This window comes from Hydrophilobacter chitinilyticus (genome assembly GCF_049860745.1).
In the GTDB taxonomy this organism is placed as follows: Bacteria; Pseudomonadota; Gammaproteobacteria; order Burkholderiales; family Burkholderiaceae_C; genus Rhodoferax_B.
On the sequence record NZ_CP187561.1, the window covers coordinates 1,499,885 to 1,524,624 of the forward strand.

Sequence of the window (24,740 nt, forward strand, 5' to 3'; positions counted from 1 at the left end):
AGGGTGTGTGTCCGACGATGAATTTGTGTGATGACATCGAATCTCGTGGTGGATTTACACGGGTTAATGTGCAAAATGATCGACTCTACAAAACCAACAATGCTGGAGCGTTAAATGGCTGCCTCTTTTGTTTTCGATTACAGCCGCGCGTTTTCAAGAAACATCGGATGGATCACGACTGAGGAGCAGGCGAAACTGCGCCGAGCCCGTGTCGCGATTGCTGGACTCGGCGGAGTGGGGGGGGCGCACTTGTTGACGTTGGCTCGCCTGGGCATCGGTAATTTTCATATCTCAGACTTTGACGACTTTGATGTTCACAACCTGAATCGTCAGGCGGGTGCTTTCATGCCTTTCATGGGACAGCCGAAGCTCGATACAGTGGCGAAGCTGGCACGGGACATTAACCCTGAGTTGAAGCTGGAGCTGTTCCCTCAGGGAGTTCAGCCGGAAAACGTGGATGAATTTCTGAAGGACATTGACGTTTACGTTGATGGTTTGGATTTTTTTGCGCTACCAGCTCGACGAATGGTATTTGCCAAGTGCCGAGAAAAAGGGATCCCTGCGCTGACGGCTGCGCCTTTGGGCATGGGAACCGCTTTCTTGTATTTCAAGCCTGATGGAATGAGTTTTGAGGACTATTTCAAGGTTGAAGGTTATGAGCAGAACGAACAGTACGCGCGATTTATTGCCGGCCTGTCTCCTGCTATGTTGAATCGAGACTACCTTGTCGCGCCAGAGGCCGTCAATTTTGCCGAGCGGCGAGGACCCTCGACCGTGATGGCATGCGACATGTGTGCGGGGGTCATGGGCACATCTGTATTAAAGGTTTTATTGGGAAGAGGAAGTATCAAAGCAGCTCCGTGGGGGATGCACTTTGATGCATACCATCAAAAATTAAAGTTCACATGGAGACCATTTGGGAATGCAAACCCGCTGCAGCAACTCTTGCTGAAATTTATCCGTCCCGTCTTGCAAGGGGGGAGTTGACCGTGTTGAGCACAGGCCTGTTCAACAGCAGGCGACTACATGCATTGCATAGAAATGAATCCAAGCAGGCGACAGTGACTGTAATGTGTGACTTTTTTTGCAACTTCGTCAAGTGATGTAGGCTATATTTGCCACCGACTTGTATTTATTTGGTATTTAAGTTTTTAGAGGGGATTATTTTGAAGAACAACAGTTTTGGTTTTTCTAAAAAGGCAAAAATATTATGCCTGATGGCATTTTCTTTTGCGCTAACAGGCTGCTCAACATTTTCCGATAAATATCCAGAAGCTCCAGCATTAGCGGCAAGCCCAGATTACAACTATATTATTGGTCCTGGCGACTCTCTAAATATTATCGTTTGGCGTAATCCTGAATTGTCTATGTCCGTTCCGGTTCGTCCGGATGGAAAGCTATCCACCCCCTTGGTTGATGAATTGGTTGTGCAGGGGAAAACTTCTATAGAAGTCGCGCGTGAAGTTGAAACTGTATTGGCGAAATATGTTCGCGATCCAGTTGTCACTGTTATCGTGACTGGGTTTGTTGGTCCTTATAGTGAACAAATTCGCGTTGTTGGAGAGGCTGCTAAACCGCAGATTTTGCCTTATAAGCAAAAAATGACTGTCCTTGATGTCATGATTGCTGTAGGTGGGTTGACTGATTTTGCGGATGGAAATGCGGCTTCAATTTTACGAACATCAGAGGGCGGAAAGCGTTACTCGGTGCGATTAAAAGATTTAGTCAAACGTGGTGATGTGTCAGGTAATGCTGAAATGATGCCTGGAGATATTTTGATTATTCCTCAGGGCTGGTTTTGATAATTCTTTGTGTGATTTATCTTCAGGAATTTTTAATGATGAAGCCTTTTCCGATAATACTGCTGCACTAATCCATGGACGAGTTAATTAACCAAATTTTGACCTTCGGCAAGGGCGCATGGAAGCATCGCTGGCTAGGGCTTCTAGTTGCGTGGGTAGTTGGAGTTGTAGGCGCTGCCGTCGTTGTTCGTGTGCCAGACAAGTACGAAGCATCGGCACGCATCTATGTTGACACTCAATCGATCTTAAAACCGCTGATGTCTGGTTTGGCAGTGCAGCCAAATGTGGATCAACAGATTGGAATGCTGAGCCGCACGTTGATTACTCGTCCAAATGTCGAAAAATTGATTCGAATGGCGGATCTCGACTTGAACGGAAATCAAAGCAAGTCGAGCCAAGATGGACTCGTTGAAAATTTAATGGGAACATTGAAAATTGGTACAACGGGTCGAGATAATTTATACCTTCTTTCTTTTCAAGATTCAAATCCGGAAAAAGCTAAAAAGGTCGTTCAATCTCTGGTGTCTATTTTTGTTGAATCGAGCTTGGGCGATAGCCGTAAAGATACGGATGCCGCAAAGAAATTTATCGGAGAACAAATTAAAACCTATGAAGCCAAATTAGAAGCGGCTGAATCTAGGTTAAAAGAGTTCAAGTTAAAGAATATTGATTCTCAAACTGAAAATGGACCAGATATGGCCAGTCGACTTGGTGAAATCAATGCTCAATATGAGCAAGCCAAACTTGATCTTCGTGAAGCAGAAAATTCACGAGATGCAGCAAAGCAGCAACTCGATATAGAAAAATCCCAGTCTGCGAATTTGGCTTCAAAAAGTTTGATGCAGGAGTCTGCTCAAAACACTGCAACGCCTGAAATTGACAGCCGCATTGACGCTCAAAAGAGAAACCTCGACGCGCTGCTACAACGTTATACCGATCAGCATCCGGACGTGATAGGCGCTCGCCGGTTGATTAAAGATTTGGAAGATCAAAAAAAGAAAGAGTTGCAGGAGTTGCGCAAGATTGCTGCGAGTAATCCTGGCGCGGTCACCGCCACCAGCAGCTTAGCTGCACAGGAATTGAGTCGTGCAATGGCTACGTCTGAGGTGCAAGTGGCTGCGTTACGCGCGAGAGTTGCAGAGTATGGAAATCGATACAGTAAAGCGCTGGCTTCCATGAAAAATGCGCCACAAATCGAAGCCGAATATGCGCAGTTAAATAGAGATTATGCGATTAATAAAAAGAATTACGAAGACCTGGTTTCGAGAAGAGAGTCTGCAACTCTGTCTGGAGATTTGGAGTCTGCCGCTGGTGTTGCTGATTTCAGATTAATTGATCCTCCGCGGGTGTCACCGAAGCCTGTGGCACCAAACAGAATGTTATTGCTATTACTTGTGCTCGCTGTAGCCCTTGGGGCTGGTGGATTTACCGCGTTTGCAGCAAGCCAGCTGCGCCCCGTATTCCATGATGCACGCTCTTTACAAAATGTAGTCGATCTGCCCTTGTTGGGTATCGTGACCCTGGTTGTAAGCGATTCGGTTCGTCAAAAGGAACGCTCCGACTTGCGGCGGTTTTTCATTGCCCTTGGTGGACTGGTCGTTTGTTTTGTTCTTGGCATCATGGCATTGGCGTTTCTCTCGGGCCGTGTTGGAGGTAGTTTGATATGAGCAGTTTGATTGAGCAGGCGGCACGACGATTGGAACAACTGAAACGTGCAGGTGTTTCTATTCCAAGTGAAGCAAATGATTTAGTTGACTCGCAACGCGATTCCTACAAAGCAAAACAGACTAATGAAAGCTTGATTTCAACCGAGAACGATTCAAGTAAAAAGACGGTATCTAAGGCTGTCTCTAAACGAGTTGATCTTGATCTGGATATGCTCGTTTCTGCAGGTTTTGTGAGTCCGAATTCACCTCGTTCTCAGATCTCTGATCAGTACCGTGTGATTAAACGTCCTTTAATCACAAACGCTATGGGCAAAGGTGCATCAACGATCGATAACGGAAATCTGATCATGGTCACGAGTGCTTTAGCTGGTGAGGGGAAAAGTTTTACCGCCCTGAATTTGGCAATGAGTATTGCTACAGAGCTGGACAACACCGTAATGCTGGTCGATGCGGACGTCGCAAGACCATCGGTTCTTCGAATGCTGGGATTGCCTGCCAGTCCAGGATTGCTGGATTTGTTAGTTGGGGATGTCGCGGATATGTCGGAGGTGCTCCTGCGCACAAATATCGATAAGTTGACATTATTGCCCAGTGGGACGCCTCATCTAAGGGCAACGGAATTACTTGCAAGCGATGCGATGTCCCAACTCATTCGAAATATTGCGAATCGCTACTCAGACCGCATCATCATATTTGACTCTCCCCCATTACTGCTCACAACAGAATCGCGGGTTCTTGCTTCTCATATGGGGCAAATTGTTATGGTTGTTCATGCGCAAAAAACACTGCAAGCAGATGTTCAGCACGCTTTGGCATCGATTGAAAACTGTCCAGTGAAAATGATGGTACTTAATCAGGTTCGTAGCTCCTCACAGGGTGGTTATGGCTACGGGTATGGTTACGGTTACGAACAGCCTCAGGCAGCTTAAGTAGTAATAATTAAATATAGATACTTGGGATACTGCAACTGGCAGTTTTCAAATTTAATAAGATGCAACGTAAAATTATTACTACTATTGCGCTGCTGGGATCGATCTGCACAAGCCAGTTGGTTCTTGCACAAGATAATAATGGTGGAGGGGATGCTGCATACGTATTTGAACCGCGTGTGTCGATTAATGGAACATATACCAATAATGTTGACCTAAGTTCGAGAAACTCGAGTTCTGATTTTCTAACTGAAATTAGCCCAGGTTTTCGCTGGTCCAGTAGCCGTGGGCGTATCCGAGGAAATATTGATTATTCGTTAAATCAACTAGTTTACGCAAAAAACTCAAGTAAAAATGAACTTCAAAATGCATTAACTGCAAACGGAACCGCCGAGTTGGTCGATAACTGGGCATTCATTGATGTTAACGGTTCAATATCACAGCAATATATTTCTGCATTTGGCACTCCATCCATTGGAAGTACAAATATTAATGACAACAAGACGGAAGTTTCGTCGTTTAAGTTTTCTCCTTATGTAAAAGGGGCATTTGCAGATTTTGCTTCATATGAAGCAAGGTATACATCGTCTACAACAAAAAGTAAATCGTCGCTTGCATCAGATATTTCTGCGAATGACGGATTATTTCGGTTAAGCAGTCGTGAGCTTTTTAATAGACTTAGATGGAATGTTGATTTAACAAAAAGTATTGTCGACTACGATCCGGGAAGGAAAACAACTGCTGACGTCCTTCGAGGTAGTGTGCAGTATCCCATACTTGATCAGTTAGTGTTGACTGCGATTGCCGGGAGAGAGTCCGATAATTACATTACAGTTAACCAAGACTCGCGTAGTTTTGCTGGCGGTGGACTTATGTGGAGCCCGGCAGTAACCACAAAGTTAACCGCCAATACAGAAAATCATTCTTACGGCAGGACTTATAACGTTACTTTGGAGCATCGAACACCGAGAACGGCGTGGTATTTCTCAGATAATAAAAACATATCGAAAACTCCGGCCGATCAAGGAACGGCAAGTCTAGGCTCTATCTATGATTTGCTTTTCTCACAGTTTTCATCGATTGAACCTGATCCGGTTAAGCGGGCAAGAATGGTGAATGCATTCTTGTCAAACAACGGAATTGATCCAGCTACCCAGATTGTAGGGGGGTATTCAACTGCGGGGTTGAATATGCTGAGAAGTCAATCGTTTACTTTTGCGCTATTAGGAATTCGGGACACTATTACATTTACCGCAATCCGAACACAAAGTCAAAGATTAACAGACGGTACAGGTATTTTGGGAGATTTTTCGAATTCACAGTCTATCAACCAAAATGGAGTGACCTTGGGTTACTCGCACAAGTTGAACCCCATTTCTGTACTCAGTACTTCGTTGACTCAACAGTTGTCATCTGGTGATAGTGGCCTTTTTTCTACTAAATTACGGTCTTTAAATTTAAATTATTCAACTCGTCTCAGCCCAAATGTAACTTCAACCCTTGGGGTTAGAAGAACTATTTCGTCTGGTGATACAACTTCATATGATGAATCTGCCATAACTGGCGGTTTAAACATTAGATTTTAATAAATGTACGAAGAATTTTATGGGCTAAAGGCAAAACCTTTTCAGCTCAATCCAGATCCAACATATTACTTTGCTAGTAAGCAGCATCGCCGTGCGAAAGCTTATTTAGAGTACGGATTGCTTCGTAATGAAGGGTTCATTGTTATTACAGGTGAGATTGGTGCTGGAAAAACAACGATAGTTCGAGGGTTATTGGAGAGTTTAGATCCGGACAAAGTTGTTGCTGGAAATCTGGTAAGTACACACCTGGATGCAGAGGACACTTTGAGAATGGTTGGAGCTGCCTTCGGCGTGCATACGAAGGATGTGTCTAAAGCTGATTTGCTGCTTGCCATTGAAGCTTTTCTGGTAACACAAGCCAGCCAAGGTAAACGATGTTTGTTAATTGTTGATGAAGCTCAAAACCTTACTGTAAAAGCCGTAGAAGAACTGCGAATGCTTTCCAACTTTCAATATGGTAACCAAGCCCTTCTTCAAAGTTTTTTAGTCGGTCAACCAGAATTCCGAGAGATATTACAGAACTCTCAGATGCAGCAATTGCGTCAACGTGTTATTGCTGCGTGCCATATTGGACCAATGGACCGCGACGAAACGCAGGGTTATATTGAACATCGGCTGAAGTGTGCAGGGAGCACCGAAAAACCCACTTTTCAAACCGGAGCATTCGATGCAATATTTGAAGCGAGTGGTGGTATTCCGAGGCGTATAAATGCCTTATGTGATCGCCTTCTGCTCCTCGGATTTTTAGAGGACAAGAGTACATTACGTTCTGAAGATGTACAAGAGGTTTCGCTTGAAATTCAACATGAAGCAGGAAGAGCGCCCTCACCAGTCGGAAGCGATACTAATTTTATTAATGGCGCTGACTCGCTTGCTAATCTCAATTTGCCGGATTTAGATTCACGTAATTTAAATTATTCGCAAGCTATCTTGGAAAAAATTTCAGCACAGATGACGGAAAGCGGGTCTGTTGGAATTGCGATTGGATTACAGGCTCTTGAACTAAGATTACAAAATGTTGAGTTGCGCACTCATGAAATGCTAATGGCGCTACGTGAATTTACTGCCGTACTGCAGCGAAACTCAGGAAGAGACGCGTGAAAAATACTGAAAAAATCTTAAGCCAAAATATAGCACCGGTCATTTGTGTAGTTGGTGCAAGGCCTAATTTTATGAAAATGGCACCTATTTTGAAGGCCTTTTCTAATTTTTCGCCTGATTGGCCAATTTTGCTGGTTCATACTGGTCAACATTATGATGCAGCGATGAGTGATCGATTATTTGAAGACTTGCGCCTGCCTGTTCCTGATATTAATCTAGAGGTCGGAAGTGCCTCACACGCAATTCAAACAGCAGAAGTTATGCGGCGCTTTGAGCCCGTTTTAGATGAGCATAAGCCATCGTGCGTTGTTGTGGTCGGCGATGTCAATTCGACTCTTGCATGTGCTTTGGTTGCTAATAAAAAGGGTATACCTGTCGCGCACGTAGAGGCAGGGCTAAGAAGTAACGATAAAACTATGCCCGAGGAAATTAATCGAATTTTAACGGACCAATTGTCAACGAAACTCTACACGACAGAACGTAGTGCGAGTATCAATTTAAATCGAGAGGGAATAGATGATGAAAATATTCTCTTTGTTGGTAATGTGATGATTGACTCTCTAAGAGAAAATTTGAAATTTGCGAAACACTATGTTGAAACCATTCAATATTTTGATCAGAATTTTGCAGCAAATTTAGAAGAAAATAAAAGATATGGATTGGTTACTTTGCATCGTCCCTCTAATGTAGATGATCCGAATGTTCTGCAGCGACTCTTAGGTGTATTAAATGAAATTTCAATTCGATTGCCGCTGATATTTGCACTTCATCCTCGGACAAAGAGTAATATTGAAAAATTTGGCTTTCAAAAATTCATAAATCCTGCATTTTCTATTGTTCTACCTCCTCAGGGCTATTTGGAAATGCTTGGATTGATGAGAGATGCTACTGTTGTTCTCACTGACTCCGGTGGAATACAGGAAGAAACTACGGCACTTGGTGTGCCCTGTTTGACTCTCCGCGAAAATACAGAGCGTCCTATTACTATAGATCAGGGTACTAACACTCTCGTCGGTTCTAACCCCGAGACGCTTCTTCATGAGGTTGAAATTATTCTTAATGGAAATGGTAAACGTGGAAGGGTTCCCGAGTTTTGGGATGGTCACGCAGCAGATCGAATTGTCGTCGATATGCATTCAGCCTTCTTTTACGAAAAATAAGTCATCCTTTGACTATTGATGAGATTTTTAAATGATAAAGAATGCATTTACTATTGATGTCGAGGATTATTTTCAAGTTTCAGCATTTTCTCCTTATATCGCCAGGGATTCTTGGGAGAAGATGGAATGTCGCGTAGAGAGAAATATTGATGTAATTATGAAAATGTTGTCTGATAAAAATGTCAAGGCAACATTTTTTACGTTGGGTTGGATCGCTGAGCGCTACCCGCATGTAGCCAAATCTATTGTGAACAACGGTCATGAGTTGGCAAGTCATGGTTATTCTCACGAACGCGCAAGCAATCAGAGTCCAGAAGAGTTTTTAAAAGATGTAGGATTGGCCAAGAAAATTCTCCAGGATTTGACTGGCGTTGAAGTGGTTGGGTATAGAGCGCCTAGCTTCTCTATAAATGAAAAAAATGAATGGGCATTTGATGTGCTGAAGGAGGCTGGTTATCTTTATAGCTCCAGTGTTTATCCTATTAAGCATGATCATTACGGAATGCCAAATAGCCCCCGCTTTTGTTATCCGGTGAGGGAGAATTTGTTGGAAATCCCGGTTACAACATTACGTGCTTTTAATAGAAACTTTCCATCAGCTGGCGGTGGATATTTTAGACTTTTACCTTATCAAGTATCGAAATGGATGTTGAAGAAAATCAATACTGGCGATATCCAGTCAACCGTTTTTTACTTTCATCCTTGGGAAATTGATGTGAACCAACCTCGTATTGGTGGCATTGATAAAAAATCAAAATTTAGGCACTACGTGAATATCTCAAAAATGGAAGCACGCTTGCGCTTACTTTTAAGCGATTTTCAATGGGGCAGGATGGATCAGATTTTTCTGAAAAATTAGAAATGAATTCTTTTGTGATAGATGACCCTAGAGAATTAACATTGAAACAACTGAGCCTAAATGATCTCGAGCAACAGGCTAGGTGGGACCAGTATGTTTTGTCATCACCTGAAAGTACCTTTTTTCACAGGGCAGGATGGCAGAATGTAATTTCTAGCGTATTTAAACATCAGACTATTTTTATATACGTAGAGCAAGCCGGATTAATTATTGGCGTTCTTCCTCTTGTCTACATCAACAGCCGACTTTTTGGTAGATCTCTGACTAGTATGTCTTTTGGCGTATATGGAGGAATCGTTGCAGATTCGTCAGATGCGGCTAATGCGCTAGAGATGGCTGCGATCAACTGGGCTAAAAAACTTGATGTCGATTATTTAGAATTTCGAAACATTGAACCATCTCAAAGCAGTTGGCCAACTCAAGATTTGTATGTGACTTTTCGAAAGGAAATTTTTCTTGACGATGAGAAAAATATGCTTGCCATTCCGAGAAAACAGCGAGCAATGGTCCGGAAGGGAATCAAGAATGAGTTGTCTGGAGAAGTCGACACTGACGTAAATCGTTTCTTCCATTTATATGCTGATAATGTTAAGCGACATGGAACGCCTGCCATGCCGAAAAAATATTTTCAAGCTTTAAAGAAAGAGTTTGGCTCTAGTTGTGAAATTTTGACTGTCGTTGACAAGAGTGGTAATCCGTTAAGTAGCGTGCTGAGTTTTTACTTCAAAAATGAAGTACTGCCTTATTATGCTGGTGACGACGAGAGCGCACGTCATTTGGCCGCTAATGATTTCAAATATTGGGACCTTATGAGCCGGGCTGCACGTAGAGGTATTCAGATATTTGATTATGGGCGAAGCAAAAACGGTACTGGATCATATGCTTTCAAGAAAAACTGGGGCTTTGTTCCAACTCAATTGCATTATGAGTATCAACTTTATAAAATTTCTAAAATTCCACAAAATAATCCGAGTAATAAAAAATATGAGCTAATGATTAATTTGTGGAAAAAATTGCCAATATCTGTTGCCAATTTTATTGGTCCTCATATCGTAAAGAATTTAGGTTGATTTTGGCAAATATCTTATATTTGGTTCATCGACTTCCTTATCCGCCTGATAAAGGTGATAAGGTCCGTTCGTTTAACTTTTTGAAACACTTGCTGGCATCGCATCGTGTGTTTTTGGGCACATTTCTAGATGATTCAGCGGATAAGGTGCATGTGCCTGTATTAGAGGGGCTGTGCGCTGAAGCTAAAGTGATTAATTTAAATGTAAGTCTGACGAAGATAAAATCTACGGTGGGTCTTCTTTTTGGCGAGTCGTTGACAGTTCGCTTTTATCAAAACAAAGAAATGACTCGTTGGGTAAATAAAATATATGAAAAAGAAAATATTGACCTGACTGTAGTTTTTTCTTCGGCCATGGCGCAATTTGTGCCCAAATCCAAATATTCAACGACGTTGGTTGATTTTGTTGATGTTGATTCGGAAAAATGGAAGCAATATTCTCAGGCACGTAGCTGGCCAATGTCTTGGGTTTTTGAAAGAGAGAGTCGCTATCTCCTTGATTTCGAGATGGCGATCTCTAAAAATGTCAAGCAGACATTTTTGGTAACTGACGAAGAGGTTGAACTATATCGTAAATTAGCACCAACTGCCTCGGAACACGTCAGTACATTAATGAACGGGGTAGATGATGTTTACTTTTCACCAATTGACGGAAGAATCTCCCCATTCTTGAAAGATGCTTCTGGTAAAGATGAGGTTCCGATCGTTTTTACTGGTGCAATGGATTATTGGCCAAATATTGATGCTGTCCAATGGTTTGTGAAGTCTATTTTGCCGAAGCTATTAAATGAAAATAAAAATATTAATTTCTATATTGTTGGCCGCAATCCGACTGCCGCAGTAGAGGCTTTGAGCTCACCGAATGTAACTGTTACAGGCACCGTCTCGGATGTGCGACCGTATCTCCAGCATGCGGCCGTAGTTGTGGCTCCTTTGCGAGTCGCGCGGGGAATACAAAATAAAATATTAGAGGCTATGGCAATGGCGAAACCTGTGGTTGCCAGTGACTCATGTGTGAGAGTTATCGAGGCAGAGGAGGGGGTTGAAATTTTCTCCGCAAAGAATGAATTGATATTTTTCGAGAAAATAATGAATTTATTGAGATATCCCCATGAAGCCAATTCGATGGGGCTTGCTGCTCGAAATAAGGTGATTTCAGACTTTAGTTGGAAGGCTCATTTGGCTCAAATTGATCGGCACATTTCTAATTGTGCAGTTGAAGTTTTCTGATGGAAAAATATTCATTAATCTCCGATCCTAGTCGTCGCTTATGGGTGTCCGCAGGGATGGCACTTATGTTGGTGCTGGCTTGCATCTGTTTCTTATATAAAGAAACATTGTTTGCAATGATTGAGATATGGGAGCGTTCGGAAACCTTTACGCATTGTTTTTTGGTCTTGCCTATTTCATTGTGGCTTATTTGGCAGAAAAGAACTGAGCTATCAAAGCTGACACCGAAGCCGAATTTTCTAATGCTAATTCCCATAGCATGTTTAGGGGCATTTTGGCTTTTGGGTAGCATTACTGCGACAAACTCCGTGGCGCAATTTGCATTTATAGGCTTGGTTATTTCAAGCGTGGTTTTGGTTTTGGGCTTTTCAGTTGCTCGGGTAATTGTCTTTCCGTTGGGATTTCTTTTCTTTGCAGTACCAGTTGGTGAGTTTTTGTTGCCTACATTGATGGAATGGACGGCCAATTTCACAATCTACGCATTACGGTTGACGGGTATCCCTGTATATAGAGATGGTTTGCAGTTTGTTATTCCATCTGGGAATTGGTCGGTGGTAGAGGCGTGTAGTGGAGTTCGGTATCTGATTGCTTCATTAACGGTTGGTACATTGTTTGCCTATTTGAATTACGTTTCCACTAAGCGGCGTATTATTTTTATCGGAATTTCTATCATTGTTCCAATTTTCGCAAATTGGCTTCGTGCTTACATGATTGTGATGCTTGGACATTATTCTGGTAATACAATTGCTGTAGGTGTCGATCATATTATTTATGGATGGTTATTCTTTGGTGTTGTTGTGATTTCAATGTTTATGATTGGAATTCGATGGGCTGAAGCTTCCTCTTCTTTGGAGAGAAAAGAACAGAATTTTTCTGAAGCGTCTGCTAGGCAAGCATCTCCAAGTTGGGTTTGGATTGGATGCATTATTTCTATATTGTTTTGTGCTTTTCCGATATTTTTTGCAATAAAAATAAATGCAACGCAAAATTTAGCAGCGGTTCATCTGAGTGCTCCTCTGAGCTTGAAGAATTGGCATTTGCTTAAAAATTCCGATGATGGTTGGAGACCCGCATACAAAAATTCAGCCTCCGAAATTTCAGAGGTTTATGAAAATGCTGATCAAAGAATAGGTTTGTATATTGGGTATTATCGAAATCAATTTTTTGATAAAAAACTTATAAGTTCTGATAATGTATTGGTCCGTAGTGAGGATTCTCATTGGAATATAGTGAGCCGTGGGCAAAATGAAGTTAAGTTGCCGGAAACTTCTATTTTAGTAAAATCTTCAAGGTTGAGTCATATCAACGGCTTGGCAGGTTTGCGCGAACAGCAAATGGATGTTTGGTATTTTTATTGGACTGATGGCCGTTTTACAGATAACGACTACTTGGTAAAAATATATACCGGTCTTTCTAAGCTATTAGGACGCGGAGACGATGCGGCCGTTATCGTGCTTCATGTCCTTCGTGAGCCTAGCGTTGATTCGGAAAAGACGTTAAATATTTTTTTGCGCGATAACTATTCACAAATTAATGAACTATTGCACGCTGCACGAACTGGAGGTGGCAGTGTCATTACTACAATTGAAAAATCGTAAAAGGGGTATGAAATGACTGTTATTGCCGTGATTGGGCTCGGCTACGTTGGTTTGCCATTGGTCGTGGAGTTTGGTAAGCAAGGTCGCACCATCGGATTTGATATTTCACAATCCAAGGTAGATTCCTGTGTGAAGGGCGTAGATCCTTCAAGGGAGTTGCCAGATGAGGCGTTGCATGCAGCAGAGCATGCGGTTTATACGTCGAACCCGGCTATGCTGGCTGAGGCTGACATTATTGTTGTGGCCGTACCTACGCCAGTGGATGAGGCGCGTATTCCAGACTTTCGACCACTTATTGGGGCTAGCACTACGGTTGGGCGCCACATGAAAGCAGGCGCTACTGTGGTTTACGAATCAACTGTTTACCCTGGCGCGACAGAAGAGGTTTGTATTCCAGTTCTGGAGCGAGAGTCCGGGCTCAAATGGAAAAAGGACTTTAATGTAGGTTATTCGCCTGAACGAATTAATCCAGGCGATAAAGAACATACATTGGTGAAGATTTTGAAAGTAGTTTCTGGTGATTCTGCGGAAACACTCGATAAGGTTGCGAAGCTATATGAGCGTATTATTCTTCCAGGTGTTTACCGTGCTGCCTCCATAAAAACGGCGGAGGCGGCGAAAGTGATTGAAAATACTCAGCGAGATTTGAATATTGCTTTGATGAATGAGCTTTCAATTATTTTTGATAAAATTGGAATTGATACATCAGATGTTTTGGCCGCTGCCGGGACAAAATGGAATTTTCTGAAATTCAAACCCGGATTGGTTGGTGGGCATTGCATAGGAGTTGATCCATATTATCTGACGCATAAGGCGGAAATGCTAGGATATCAACCGCAAGTTATTTTGGCTGGCCGTCGAATTAATGATAGCATGGGCAAATTTATTGCAGAGCAAACTATCAAAAAAATGATTTCTGCGGGTAGCTCGGTGAAAGGGGCCAAGGTTAATTTACTCGGTTTGACTTTTAAAGAAAATTGTGGTGATTTGAGAAATTCAAAAGTCATCGACATTATCAATGAATTGAAAAGCTACGGTGTAGAAGTTCACGTTACGGATGCACAGGCAGATGCGGCAGAAGCACTTCATGAGTATGGCGTTGAATTGAAAACCTGGGCCGAGTTGCCGCGTGCCGATGCAATCGTTGTGGCGGTAGCTCATAATGATTATGTCAATTTACCAGTTGAAGCATTGGCAGCCAAGGTGATTGATGGTGGTGCTTTTATCGATGTAAAGGCAGTTTATGACGAAAAAGCTCTTCAGGCCGCTGGTTTCAAGTTGTGGCGCCTGTAGAAGATCTTCGGCCGCTTGTGGCCCACATAGTGTATTGTTTCGATACGGGTGGGTTGGAGAATGGGATTGTTAATCTAATCAATCATATGCCTGCCGATACATATCGGCATGCAGTGATTTCGCTTACTGATATTACGGATTTTCGTGACCGTATTTGTGTCAAGGATGTTGAATTTATCGCTTTGCATAAACCTCCTGGGCACGGCTTTAAGATCTACCCGGCGCTGTTTCGTGTTTTGAAAACATTAAGGCCAGCAATTGTTCACACGCGAAATCTTGCTGCGCTTGAGGTGCAGGTTCCTGCTTTTTTGGCAGGTTGTGCCTGCAGGATTCATGGTGAGCATGGACGAGATGTTGAGGATTTGGATGGCAGTAGCATTAAGTATCAGCGCCTTCGCCGTTTTTACCGACCATTTGTGCAGCGCTATGTGGCTTTGTCAAAGGATCTTGCAGAATACCTTGTGAAGAAGGTGCATGTGGATGCAAGCCGGGTTACGCAGATCTATAACGGCGTGGATACCTCAAGGTTCGCTGCTAATGGCTTGGACACTGCGGTTGCAAATACTCCTTTTTCCAATTCTCAGAATTGGGTGGTTGGGTCTGTCGGAAGAATGCAGGCGGTGAAAGATCATGTGACGCTGGTAAAGGCGTTTATTCGTGCGCTTGAGATCCTGCCAGCGCTTGAGCATGACATGAGGCTCGTCATCATTGGGGATGGGCCTACAAGAGCTGTTTGTAGTGCACTGCTTTCCGAAGCTGGCTACTCTGATCTGGCCTGGTTACCAGGCGCGAAAAGCCAGGTTGCGGAAATTATGCGATCTTTCGATTGTTTTGTTTTGTCGTCTTTGGCGGAGGGTATTTCGAACACAATCTTGGAGGCAATGGCAACTGCGCTTCCGGTGTTGGCTACAGATGTGGGCGGAAACGCGGATTTAGTGTCGAATGGAGAGACTGGTTTACTGGTCGCCGCTGCGGATGTCGAAGCAATGGCCAATAGCTTGGTGCAGATGTATTGTGATCGGCCGACAACAAGAAAAATGGGACTAGCTGGTCGAGCGCGTGTCGAGCGGGATTTCAGTTTGCAGGCGATGGTGGGGCGGTATCAGTCGTTGTATGACGAGATGCTCCAGGTAAATTCAGTCCGTCAATAACCTCAATGTATTGGTAGTAAAAATATATGTGTGGAATCACCGGAATCTTCGACACTCGCGGCGTGGCAGATGTTCATCGTGCGACGTTGCATCGCATGAACGAGTCTCAACGGCACAGGGGGCCGGTGGAGGGAGACCTGTACTTCGAGCCAGGTCTTGGATTTGGACATCGACGGCTTTCCATTATTGATCTTGCGACTGGGCAGCAACCGCTCTTCAATGAAGATGGTTCAGTTGTGGTTGTTTTTAACGGCGAAATCTACAACTATCAGGATTTGATCCCCGAGTTGCAGGCGCTCGGCCACGTCTTTCACACACGTAGTGATACCGAGGTGATCGTGCACGCTTGGGAGGAATGGGGCGAGAACTGCGTGTCCCGTTTTCGCGGAATGTTTGCATTTGCACTATGGGACAGGAACCAGCAGGTTTTGTTTGTGGCCCGCGATCGTCTCGCGATCAAGCCCCTCTACTATGCATTGTTAGACGATGGCTCTTTCATTTTTGGGTCAGAACTTAAATCGCTTCTGGCTCACGGCGGGTTAAAGCGAGACATGGACCCGTTGGCAGTGGAAGAGTATTTCGCATTGGGTTATGTTGCCGAACCGAGAACGATTTTTCATCAGGCACGCAAATTACCACCAGCCCACACTTTGTTGATTCGACGTGGGCAACCTCTGCCAGAGCCCAAAGCCTATTGGGATTTGCATTTTTCCTTGAATAATCCTGTCGGGGTGGACGATGCTTGCGCCGAACTGGATCACCGTTTGAAGGAGTCCATCCGTCTCCGAATGATTGCAGAGGTGCCGCTCGGAGCCTTCCTGTCGGGTGGGGTCGACTCAAGTGCTGTGGTTGCGACGATGGCCGGCTTATCAAATGAGCCAGTTAATACATGCTCTATCGCATTTGATGATCCTGCATTCAATGAGTCTGAGTTTGCGAAGATGGTGGCGGACCGGTATCAAACGAACCACCATGTTGAGACTGTGCGATCGGACGATTTCGACCTGATTGATACGTTGGCACGGCTTTACGACGAGCCTTATGCCGATAGTTCTGCGATCCCAACGTACCGCGTGTGTGAGCTGGCGCGTAAACATGTCACCGTCGCACTTTCTGGCGATGGAGGAGACGAGGGCTTCGGTGGCTATCGACGTTACCGTATGCATTTGATGGAAGATCGGATGCGTTCCAGCTTGCCTATGGCGCTGCGACAACCGCTGTTTCGCACTTTGGGACGGCTGTATCCAAAGGCCGATTGGGCTCCGCGTATGTTCCGAGCTAAAACGACGTTTGAGGGGATGGCACGTAGCTCTGTGGAAGCTTATTTCCATTCCGTGTCGATCATGCGCGGCCCTATGCGTGACCAGCTTTTCAGTGACCGCTTCAAGACCGAGCTTGCCGGTTACACCGCGCAAGAAGTGTTTGAGCATCATGCCGCTAAAGCGAATACGGATGATCCACTCGCATTGATTCAGTATTTGGATATCAAAACCTACTTGGTTGGCGACATTAATACGAAGGTTGACCGTGCCAGCATGGCTCACTCGCTTGAAGTACGCGAGCCGCTGTTGGATCACGAATTGTTGGAATGGTTAGCGACGTTGCCATCCTCCATCAAGATCAAAGGGCAGGAAGGCAAGTATTTGCTCAAGAAAGCCATGGAGCCGCATTTGCCAAATGATGTGCTTTATCGGCCTAAGATGGGTTTCTCAGTGCCGTTGGCTCGTTGGTTCCGTGGTCCACTGCGGCAGCGCGTGCGTGACGCGGTTCTAGGTCCACGTTTGGCTGCTACTGGCTGGTTTAACAAGCGGTACCTTGAACACCTTGTGGAAACCCACGAATCTGGAGCTAGTGACTATAGCGCTCCAATCTGGACTTTGCTGATGTTTGAAGCGTTTCTGCGAAATGTGGCGGAGCCCACCGAGGCATTACGCGATGTGGCCGAAGGGGCAACTGCATGACCCGTGTTTTGCATGTATTTGACCACTCCATTCCCTTGCACAGTGGATATACGTTTCGAAGCCTTTCCATTCTGCGAGAGCAGCGCAAGCGTGGCTGGGAGACTTTCCACATTACAACACCAAAGCAAATTGATTGCTCGGTGGCGGAAGAGACAGTTGACGGTTGGCACTTTTACCGAACCCCACCGTCCACCTCCGTTTTAAGTGGTTTGCCTGGGCTAGGGGAGTTCGCCCTGATGCAACAGGTTGAGCGTCGCCTGGAAGAAGTGGCCAAGATCGTGCGCCCCGACATCATTCATGCGCATTCACCGTTGTTAAATGGCATGCCGGCACTACGTGTTGGCAAACGCTTGGGCATACCCGTTGTGTACGAGGTGCGAGCGTTTTGGGAAGATGCGGCCGTTGACCATGGAACGACGACGGAAGGTAGTCCTCGCTACCGTTTCACCAAATTTCTGGAGACCAAGGTTCTGCGTCAGGCCCAGCACGTGTTCACGATTTGTGAAGGCTTGCGTGCCGACATTGTGTCCCGTGGTATTGCGGTCGATAAAGTGACTGTGATTCCCAATGCGGTGGATATCGATTCCTTTGAGCTCGGAGGTACTCCGGATCCTGCGCTTCGCACGCAATTGGGATTGGATGGCTGTACCGTGCTTGGGTTCATTGGATCCTTCTATGCCTACGAAGGGCTGAACTTACTCTTGCAGGCCCTGCCGAGCATCGTCGCGAAAGTGCCAAACGTGCGCGTTCTGCTTGTGGGTGGTGGTCCACAGGATGCAGCATTGAAGGCTCAGGCCGCAGCGATGGGGATAGCAGACAAGGTGATTTTCACGGGCCGAGTGCCGCATGCTGAAGTCAACCGTTATTACGACTTAGTGGATGTGCTGGTGTATCCCCGGCATTCCATGCGCTTAACCGAACTGGTTACCCCGCTGAAGCCGCTGGAAGCTATGGCCCAAGGACGCTTGCTAGTTGCCTCGGATGTAGGTGGCCACAAGGAGTTGATTCGGCATGGTGAGACAGGCATGTTGTTTCGTGCGGGAAGTGCTGACTCGTTGGCCTCAACAGTCGTAGATCTGTTGGAACGGGCCCCATCCTGGCCAACGCTGCGTGCCAATGGCCGGCGTTTTGTTGAGCATGAGCGAAATTGGGCGAACAGCGTGGCGAATTACACAACGCCCTATCGTGATGTGTTGAGTACGTCGGTTACGCAATGAGTGAGCTTTCTGGGCTGCGGGTTGGGCTCGTAGGGCCTTTGCCGCCGCCGGCCGGTGGCATGGCCAACCAAGCGCGGCAGCTTGCGGAGTTGCTGGATCCGGTTTGTCAAACCGTCACTTTTGTTCAGACCAATGCGCCTTATCCCGCCAGATGGATTGGGCGCCTGCCTGTTGTGCGGGCAGGTTTTCGGTTGTTGCCTTACTTGTGGAAGCTATGGTGTACGGCCGGACGCGTGGATGTGTTTCACATCATGGCTAACTCTGGCTGGTCGTGGCACCTGTTTGCAGCACCCGCCATTTGGATCGCTTGGCTGCGGCGTGTGCCAGTGCTTGTGAATTACAGAGGAGGCGAGGCCGCTGAATTCCTTCAAAAGGCTCAACGGGTTGTGCAATGTTCCATGTCACGGGTGGCTGTGTTGGCTGTGCCCTCGGGATTTCTGCAAGCGGTGTTTGGTCGTTACGGGATGACTGCGGCAGTGCTCCCCAACATCATTGACCTGACGCGCTTTAGCCCGCGCGGAGCCCGTGAAAGAAGGTCTGCACATGTGATTGTGGCCAGAAATTTGGAGCCTCTGTACGACAACACCTCCGCAATTCGTGCCTTTCAACAGGTCCAAAAAGTCTTGCCTCATGCGCGTCTGACCTTGGCAGGTAGCGGGCCAGAAGCGGCTCATTTACAAGCCTTAGTCAAAGAGTTGGGCATGAACGACTGCGTGACATTTACCGGACGCCTGGACCGCGATGCCATGGCTCGGTTGTTTCGTGAAGCTGACATCATGTTGAACCCAAGCTTGGCTGACAACATGCCAAATTCTGTTTTAGAGGCGATGGCCAGCGGCGTGCCCGTGGTCAGCACAAATGTGGGGGGGGTTCCCTACCTAGTGGAGGATGGCAAGACGGCATTGCTTGTGCCTCCGGCGGATCCGGTGGCGTTGTCATCGGCCGCATTGCGTTTGTTGCAGGACGAGCCATTGTGGACGTCTTTACAGCAAGCCGGGCTGGCTCAAGTGCAACGCTATACATGGGCGAATGTTGCCCCAGTATTGGGGCAACTCTATCGGCAGGCACAAGGGCAATCTAATCGGTGAGAGACAGGTCTTGGCCGCTTTAAAAATAGATCATGAATTTGTACACCTCGCTCGTTTCTAAGGTGCTGTTTCCTTTGCAGGAGCGGTTCAAACATCACACCAGTGTCGCCGTGCGGCGGCAGATGGAGGATGCTCAGTGGTGGCCCGCCCAACGACTGGAGCAGTTCCGTGTGCAACGCCTTCGCGAACTGTTGATGGATATCGGCAATTCGGTGCCCTACTACAGAGACTTGTTTGCGAAGTTGGGGTTTGATCCGGCGAGTATTGCCAGCGAGCACGATTTGACTAAGTTGCCTTTTTTGACCAAGGCCGTCATCAAAGCAAACACCGACGCACTGAAGCACCCGCAAGCGAAAGGCCTCGCTCGCTTCAACACTGGTGGTTCATCTGGCGAACCGCTGATTTTCTTCATTGGCAGAAAAAGAGTGAGCCATGACGTTGCTGCCAAGTGGCGTGCGACCCGCTGGTGGGGAGTCGATATTGGTGATCCTGAGATGGTGGTGTGGGGCTCACCTATCGAATTGGGAACGCAAGATCGGATCAAGTTCATTCGCGACCGTTTGATGCGCACCGAGCTGTTGCCCGCATTTGAAATGTCAGAAGAGAAGCTGGACAGTTTCGTCGCTTCGATTCGCCGAGTTCGTCCGCGAATGTTGTTCGGTTATCCATCTGCGTTGAGTCTGATTGCCCGGCACGCATTGAAGCGCGGAGTGGCGATGGATGATCTCGGCATCAAAGTAGCATTTGTGACCTCCGAGCGTCTTTATGACGATCAGCGGGCCACCATCAGCTCAACGTTTGGCTGCCCAGTGGCGAATGGCTATGGTGGACGGGATGCGGGCTTTATCGCCCATGAATGCCCATCTGGCAGCATGCATATCACGGCTGACGACATCATTGTAGAAATCATCAATGAAGCAGGGGAGCCTCAGCCTGCCGGTGTCGCTGGCGAGATTGTGGTGACCCATTTGTCGACCAACGATTTCCCTTTCGTTAGGTACCGCACCGGAGATATTGGTGTTCTCGGTAAAGGCACCTGTGCATGCGGTAGAACATTGCCGCTGTTGCAGGAAATTCAGGGCCGCAGTACGGACTTTGTCGTGGCTTCGAACGGCACGATATTGCATGGCCTGTCGCTGATCTATATTCTGCGTGACTTGACTGGCGTGCAGTCGTTCAAAGTGATTCAGGAGTCGCGTCTTTTAACGCGTGTTCTACTGGTGACCGACGCGCAGTTTGCACCAAATGCTGTGAACGAAATCCGTTCAGGGTTTCAGCGCCGACTAGGCGACGACGTGGAGATTCAGGTGGGCATTGTGGACAGCATTGCCGCTGAAAAATCGGGCAAGTTCCGCTACATCGTGAGCCACGCGGTCAGTCGCTAAGAGGTCCAAGTTATGCGCGATATTATTATCATCGGCCTGGTTTTGATGGGCGTTGTGGCGTCTTTCAGGTATCCGTGGGTCGGGATCATGCAGTGGACGTGGCTCAGCTTGATGAACCCCCATCGCTACACCTTTGGTCCGGCATACAGTGCGCCACTGGCCGCGATGACGGTTGCGGCGATTCTGATTGGCCTGCTGGTGACCAAAGACAAGGAGTCGCCTTTTAAAGGCACACCGGTGACGCTGCTCGCCGTACTCATGACATGGATCACGATTTCATGGGCTCTGGGTATCGACCCTTCCGGCGACTATGAGCAGTGGAAGAAGGTGATGAAAATCGACGTGCTGATCCTCGTGGGATTGGCGTTGTTGCATAGCAAAAAGCACATTATTGCGTTAGCTTGGACGGCAACGTTGTCGCTGGCGGTGCTGGGGGCAAAAGGGGGGATTTTCACGATCCTGCAAGGCGGTGGTAACCGTGTGTGGGGGCCGCCGGGTTCCTTTATCGAGGACAACAATGAATTTGCCCTCGCATTGATCATGACCATTCCGTTGCTACGCTTTCTTCAGCTTCAGATCAAAAACAAAAAAGGAAAGCTGCTGCTCATGGGAATGATCGTCCTCTGTGCGGCCAGCGCTCTCGGCAGCTACTCGCGCGGCGCATTGCTGGCGGTGTCTGCCATGGGGGCGATGATGTGGTGGCGCGGTAAAAACAAACTCGGCGTTGGCATTGTGATGGCCTTGGCTGTCATCCCGTTGGTGGCGCTCATGCCTGATGCATGGACGGCCCGGATGAATACGATTCAGGAATACGACGACGATGCGTCGGCGCTTGGGCGGTTCAGTGCGTGGTGGAACGCGTGGAATTTGGCGTTTCACTACCCCTCTGGTGTCGGATTCAATGCGGCGCGTCCTGAATTGTTTGCCCAATACTCGCCTTATCCCGAAATTGGTACACCAGCGGCACACAGCATTTACTTTCAGATGCTGGGCAACCATGGGTTCATTGGCTTGTTTATATTCTTGAGCTTCTGTCTGGTGACTTTCCAATGGGCCGGCTGGTTGCGTAAACACGGTGCGGCGCGGCCAGAAACCATGTGGTGCTCGGATCTGGGCACGATGTGCCAGGTGTCTCTGGTGGGGTATGCGGTGGGTGGTGCTTTCCTCAGCTTGGCGTACTTCGACTTGCCCTACAACATCATGGTCTTGGTGGTGCTGGCGCGTGTGTGGATGACCAGCAAAGCATGGGAGCGCGAGCCGGTCGAAGCCTACACTTGGAGAAGTATTCCTGGCATGTGGGCTCATCTCCCCGAAAGCAGTATTCCCGCAGCGCTAAGTGGGAAGCGCCGCCCACGTTCCGCAGTGAAGGTCTGAGCATGCTTTTTCGAACCTTGTTTCATGTCGCTTCACCTGCGGGAACGAAGGGCAAGCTGTCAACGCTGATCTTTCACCGCGTGCATGCGGAACTGGACCCCTTGTTTCCAGGAGAGGTGGATGCGACACAGTTCAGCGATATGTGCCGTTGGCTCAAAGACTGGTGCAATGTCTTGCCTTTGGACAAGGCGTTAGACAAGCTGGCCGCTGGCACGTTGCCTGCGCGTGCTTGCGCTATCACGTTTGATGATGGCTATGCCGACAACCATGATGTGGCGCTTCCCATCCTCAAAGAGCATGGCCTTTCGGCAACTTTTTTTATTGCCACGGGTTTTCTTGACGGTGGGCGGATGTGGAATGACGGCGTGATCGAATCGATCAGACGTACCGAACGCCCCGTGCTGCAGCTTGCGCAAGTGATCGACGGTTTGACAGAACCTTTGCCGCTTGGCGACTGGGACGAAAAGCGCAGTGCTATCTACCGAATTCTGGCGCATATCAAATATCTTCCTTTGCACGAACGCGATGCGGCCGTGGCTGGACTAGCGCGCTACTGCGCAGTCACATTGCCGCAGGACTTGATGATGACCTCCGCTCAGGTCCGCAATCTGTATGAGGCGGGAATGCAAATTGGCGCGCATACGGTGTCGCATCCCATCCTCGCCAAGCTTGACCGCGATGGTATGCGGCGCGAAATTGGTCAGGGCAAAGAGCAACTCGAAAATGTGATCCACGCTCCGGTAACTCTGTTTGCCTACCCCAACGGGAAGCCGGATGAAGATTACAGTGCGGTCAGCGTAGAGGTGGTGAAGTCGCTGGGCTTTAAAGCGGCTGTGTCGACCGCCTGGGGCGTGGGGAACGCAGAGTCGGACTTGTTCCAAATTCCGCGTTTTACGCCGTGGGATCGTTTTCGCTTTAAATTCGGGTTACGCTTGGGCATGAATATGTTCAAAAAACAGCCGTCACTCGCCTCGATTCCTTAAATTTGGGTTTGAATGGCATCTGTCTTGATGCCAGAGACGAGAAGCAATTCATATTGCTTCAAGCGTTTTGGTTCGTCGGCTTGTTGAAAGCAATCCGTTGTGGGTTGCAGAGTTCCGCCGTTAGACAACATGCATTTGCATCCGAATCCTTATCGCCGGGTATTTCTCGCCATACTTTGCGCTGTGGTCTTTTTGCTACTGGCAGAGTTGGCGACGCAGTTGCGCTCGCAATGGCGTTACGGCCAAAGCGTTTTCAATGCATTTGCAGCGCAAACCATGTATGAGACCGACCCCGCGACGGGACTGCTTTTGTTGCGCCCGAGTACGGTTTTTCCCGGTAGTGAAAAGATCATTCGCAGTAATTCGCTGGGTTTGCGCAGCCCGGAGGTCCATGCGCCCCGTGAGCCCGGCAGCTTGCGTATCGCGGTAATTGGGGCTTCGACAGTCATGGGGGCCTATGCAGCAGACAACAGCAAGACTTTTCCTGCCATGATGAATGCTCGGCTGAGCGAGTTGTTTCCCACGCGCAAAGTGGAGGTCATCAACGCCGGTATCGTAGGTTATGGCCTGCCGGAACAGCGACGCATGCTGACGCGGCGTGTAGCGCCGCTGCACCCTGATTTAGTAATCGTTTATCCAGGTTTTAATGACTTTGCCAGCTACTGCCGCAAAGATAAAGCTCGGGCGGAGTTTGTCCCGCAGGGCTTGCCCATGCTGCAGATGCCCAGTTGGTTGTTGTCTTCCGAGTTATTGATCAAGAACACCGGAGCGTTGCGTGAGTTGGCTGTTCCACAACGGGGGCTGGTGGATGCCAGCGTACTGGATATCAAGACTTATGTAGCAAACCTGCATCGCCTCATTGAAAGCGGCCAGCGCAGGGGAATCCAGATGGTGTTGGCGACCAACGCGCGTAGTTATCGGCGCGACCAGCCGCTGGAGGCACAGCAACAGCTTTCAGAAACCGCGCGGTTCTACAACGACTGTTTTGATCTTGAAAATCTGCATGTCTTGTACGAACGGCACAACGCAGCCATCCAAGCTGCAGCGGCGAAAGCGCAAGTGCCTGTAGTGGATCTGCAAAATTTGATTCCAGGGGGCACGCGCTACTTTGCCGATTCGAGCCATTTCACCGAAGACGGTGAGCATTTGGCCGCGAATGCATTGGTCGACTTTCTGTTGCAGGCCGATCTATTGAAAGTCAAGCCTGCCCCATGAATTTTCAGTCGCTGCACTTTTTCGTTTTCTTCTTGGCCGTGTTGACGTTCAACCTCGCATTGCGAGACCGGT

At 47.3% G+C, this 24,740-nt stretch carries 20 protein-coding genes; all 20 read left to right on the plus strand.

Translation table 11 applies throughout. The features are described from left to right. The first annotated feature begins 114 nt into the window (after positions 1-114). The 20 genes from ACPWMG_RS06775 (at position 115) to ACPWMG_RS06870 (ending at position 24,668) form a co-directional block, all read left to right on the plus strand. Entirely contained in the window at positions 115-987 is an 873-nt protein-coding gene (locus tag ACPWMG_RS06775) for a ThiF family adenylyltransferase (protein ID WP_483303892.1), read from the plus strand. Positions 988-1,217: 230 nt separating this feature from the next. Continuing rightward, complete coding sequence (locus tag ACPWMG_RS06780; protein ID WP_483305194.1) at positions 1,218-1,802, plus strand: XrtA/PEP-CTERM system exopolysaccharide export protein; 585 nt, start codon at positions 1,218-1,220, stop codon at positions 1,800-1,802. Positions 1,803-1,876: 74 nt separating this feature from the next. Next, positions 1,877-3,469, plus strand: a complete 1,593-nt coding sequence (locus ACPWMG_RS06785) for an XrtA system polysaccharide chain length determinant (RefSeq protein ID WP_483303893.1) — start codon at positions 1,877-1,879, stop codon at positions 3,467-3,469. After that, positions 3,466-4,398 (plus strand): XrtA-associated tyrosine autokinase, encoded by a 933-nt coding sequence (locus ACPWMG_RS06790; protein ID WP_483303894.1) that lies wholly within the window; start codon positions 3,466-3,468, stop codon positions 4,396-4,398. The genes ACPWMG_RS06785 and ACPWMG_RS06790 overlap by 4 nt, the downstream gene beginning before the upstream one ends. 62 nt (positions 4,399-4,460) lie before the next feature. Then, the gene (locus ACPWMG_RS06795; protein ID WP_483303895.1) at positions 4,461-5,984 is read left to right on the plus strand and encodes a TIGR03016 family PEP-CTERM system-associated outer membrane protein; all 1,524 of its coding nucleotides are present in this window, start codon (positions 4,461-4,463) and stop codon (positions 5,982-5,984) included. Between the two features lie 3 nt (positions 5,985-5,987). Further along, complete coding sequence (locus tag ACPWMG_RS06800; RefSeq protein ID WP_483303896.1) at positions 5,988-7,085, plus strand: XrtA/PEP-CTERM system-associated ATPase; 1,098 nt, start codon at positions 5,988-5,990, stop codon at positions 7,083-7,085. A 71-nt stretch (positions 7,086-7,156) separates the two neighbouring features. Then, positions 7,157-8,245, plus strand: a complete 1,089-nt coding sequence (wecB, locus tag ACPWMG_RS06805) for a non-hydrolyzing UDP-N-acetylglucosamine 2-epimerase (RefSeq protein ID WP_483305195.1) — start codon at positions 7,157-7,159, stop codon at positions 8,243-8,245. A gap of 31 nt (positions 8,246-8,276) precedes the next feature. Further along, positions 8,277-9,104, plus strand: a complete 828-nt coding sequence (locus tag ACPWMG_RS06810) for an XrtA system polysaccharide deacetylase (protein ID WP_483303897.1) — start codon at positions 8,277-8,279, stop codon at positions 9,102-9,104. A gap of 2 nt (positions 9,105-9,106) precedes the next feature. Beyond that, positions 9,107-10,174: a FemAB family XrtA/PEP-CTERM system-associated protein gene (locus tag ACPWMG_RS06815; protein ID WP_483303898.1), complete on the plus strand. Its 1,068-nt coding sequence runs from the start codon at positions 9,107-9,109 to the stop codon at positions 10,172-10,174. Next, entirely contained in the window at positions 10,108-11,403 is a 1,296-nt protein-coding gene (locus ACPWMG_RS06820) for a TIGR03087 family PEP-CTERM/XrtA system glycosyltransferase (protein ID WP_483303899.1), read from the plus strand. The genes ACPWMG_RS06815 and ACPWMG_RS06820 overlap by 67 nt, the downstream gene beginning before the upstream one ends. Further along, the gene (gene xrtA / locus ACPWMG_RS06825) at positions 11,403-13,001 is read left to right on the plus strand and encodes an exosortase A (RefSeq protein WP_483303900.1); all 1,599 of its coding nucleotides are present in this window, start codon (positions 11,403-11,405) and stop codon (positions 12,999-13,001) included. Before ACPWMG_RS06820 ends, xrtA begins: the two co-directional genes overlap by 1 nt. Positions 13,002-13,013: 12 nt before the next feature. Then, on the plus strand, positions 13,014-14,294 hold the full coding sequence (locus tag ACPWMG_RS06830; protein ID WP_483303901.1) for a nucleotide sugar dehydrogenase: 1,281 nt from the start codon (positions 13,014-13,016) through the stop codon (positions 14,292-14,294). A gap of 29 nt (positions 14,295-14,323) precedes the next feature. Beyond that, positions 14,324-15,445, plus strand: coding sequence for a TIGR03088 family PEP-CTERM/XrtA system glycosyltransferase (locus ACPWMG_RS06835; RefSeq protein WP_483305196.1), 1,122 nt, complete (start codon positions 14,324-14,326; stop codon positions 15,443-15,445). Positions 15,446-15,471: 26 nt separating this feature from the next. Continuing rightward, positions 15,472-17,406 carry an XrtA/PEP-CTERM system amidotransferase gene (locus ACPWMG_RS06840; RefSeq protein ID WP_483303902.1) on the plus strand — a complete coding sequence of 645 codons (1,935 nt, stop codon included), beginning with the start codon at positions 15,472-15,474 and terminating at the stop codon, positions 17,404-17,406. After that, positions 17,403-18,623, plus strand: a complete 1,221-nt coding sequence (locus ACPWMG_RS06845; protein WP_483303903.1) for a TIGR04063 family PEP-CTERM/XrtA system glycosyltransferase — start codon at positions 17,403-17,405, stop codon at positions 18,621-18,623. The genes ACPWMG_RS06840 and ACPWMG_RS06845 overlap by 4 nt, the downstream gene beginning before the upstream one ends. Before the next feature lie 59 nt (positions 18,624-18,682). After that, entirely contained in the window at positions 18,683-19,711 is a 1,029-nt protein-coding gene (locus tag ACPWMG_RS06850; RefSeq protein ID WP_483303904.1) for a glycosyltransferase family 4 protein, read from the plus strand. Between the two features lie 32 nt (positions 19,712-19,743). After that, entirely contained in the window at positions 19,744-21,096 is a 1,353-nt protein-coding gene (locus tag ACPWMG_RS06855; protein WP_483303905.1) for a phenylacetate--CoA ligase family protein, read from the plus strand. A 12-nt stretch (positions 21,097-21,108) separates the two neighbouring features. After that, entirely contained in the window at positions 21,109-22,470 is a 1,362-nt protein-coding gene (locus ACPWMG_RS06860; RefSeq protein ID WP_483303906.1) for a putative O-glycosylation ligase, exosortase A system-associated, read from the plus strand. A 2-nt stretch (positions 22,471-22,472) separates the two neighbouring features. Then, the gene (locus ACPWMG_RS06865; RefSeq protein WP_483303907.1) at positions 22,473-23,453 is read left to right on the plus strand and encodes a polysaccharide deacetylase family protein; all 981 of its coding nucleotides are present in this window, start codon (positions 22,473-22,475) and stop codon (positions 23,451-23,453) included. Between the two features lie 129 nt (positions 23,454-23,582). Continuing rightward, entirely contained in the window at positions 23,583-24,668 is a 1,086-nt protein-coding gene (locus ACPWMG_RS06870) for an SGNH/GDSL hydrolase family protein (protein ID WP_483303908.1), read from the plus strand. Positions 24,669-24,740: the final 72 nt, after the last annotated feature.

Coding starts and splice junctions, on each gene's coding strand:
- ACPWMG_RS06775 (WP_483303892.1), top strand. CDS start 115: ATGGCTGCCTCTTTTGTTTTCGATTACAGCCGCGCGTTTTCAAGAAAC.
- ACPWMG_RS06780 (WP_483305194.1), top strand. CDS start 1,218: ATGGCATTTTCTTTTGCGCTAACAGGCTGCTCAACATTTTCCGATAAA.
- ACPWMG_RS06785 (WP_483303893.1), top strand. CDS start 1,877: ATGGACGAGTTAATTAACCAAATTTTGACCTTCGGCAAGGGCGCATGG.
- ACPWMG_RS06790 (WP_483303894.1), top strand. CDS start 3,466: ATGAGCAGTTTGATTGAGCAGGCGGCACGACGATTGGAACAACTGAAA.
- ACPWMG_RS06795 (WP_483303895.1), top strand. CDS start 4,461: ATGCAACGTAAAATTATTACTACTATTGCGCTGCTGGGATCGATCTGC.
- ACPWMG_RS06800 (WP_483303896.1), top strand. CDS start 5,988: ATGTACGAAGAATTTTATGGGCTAAAGGCAAAACCTTTTCAGCTCAAT.
- wecB (WP_483305195.1), top strand. CDS start 7,157: ATGAAAATGGCACCTATTTTGAAGGCCTTTTCTAATTTTTCGCCTGAT.
- ACPWMG_RS06810 (WP_483303897.1), top strand. CDS start 8,277: ATGATAAAGAATGCATTTACTATTGATGTCGAGGATTATTTTCAAGTT.
- ACPWMG_RS06815 (WP_483303898.1), top strand. CDS start 9,107: ATGAATTCTTTTGTGATAGATGACCCTAGAGAATTAACATTGAAACAA.
- xrtA (WP_483303900.1), top strand. CDS start 11,403: ATGGAAAAATATTCATTAATCTCCGATCCTAGTCGTCGCTTATGGGTG.
- ACPWMG_RS06830 (WP_483303901.1), top strand. CDS start 13,014: ATGACTGTTATTGCCGTGATTGGGCTCGGCTACGTTGGTTTGCCATTG.
- ACPWMG_RS06840 (WP_483303902.1), top strand. CDS start 15,472: ATGTGTGGAATCACCGGAATCTTCGACACTCGCGGCGTGGCAGATGTT.
- ACPWMG_RS06845 (WP_483303903.1), top strand. CDS start 17,403: ATGACCCGTGTTTTGCATGTATTTGACCACTCCATTCCCTTGCACAGT.
- ACPWMG_RS06850 (WP_483303904.1), top strand. CDS start 18,683: ATGGCCAACCAAGCGCGGCAGCTTGCGGAGTTGCTGGATCCGGTTTGT.
- ACPWMG_RS06855 (WP_483303905.1), top strand. CDS start 19,744: ATGAATTTGTACACCTCGCTCGTTTCTAAGGTGCTGTTTCCTTTGCAG.
- ACPWMG_RS06860 (WP_483303906.1), top strand. CDS start 21,109: ATGCGCGATATTATTATCATCGGCCTGGTTTTGATGGGCGTTGTGGCG.
- ACPWMG_RS06865 (WP_483303907.1), top strand. CDS start 22,473: ATGCTTTTTCGAACCTTGTTTCATGTCGCTTCACCTGCGGGAACGAAG.
- ACPWMG_RS06870 (WP_483303908.1), top strand. CDS start 23,583: ATGCATTTGCATCCGAATCCTTATCGCCGGGTATTTCTCGCCATACTT.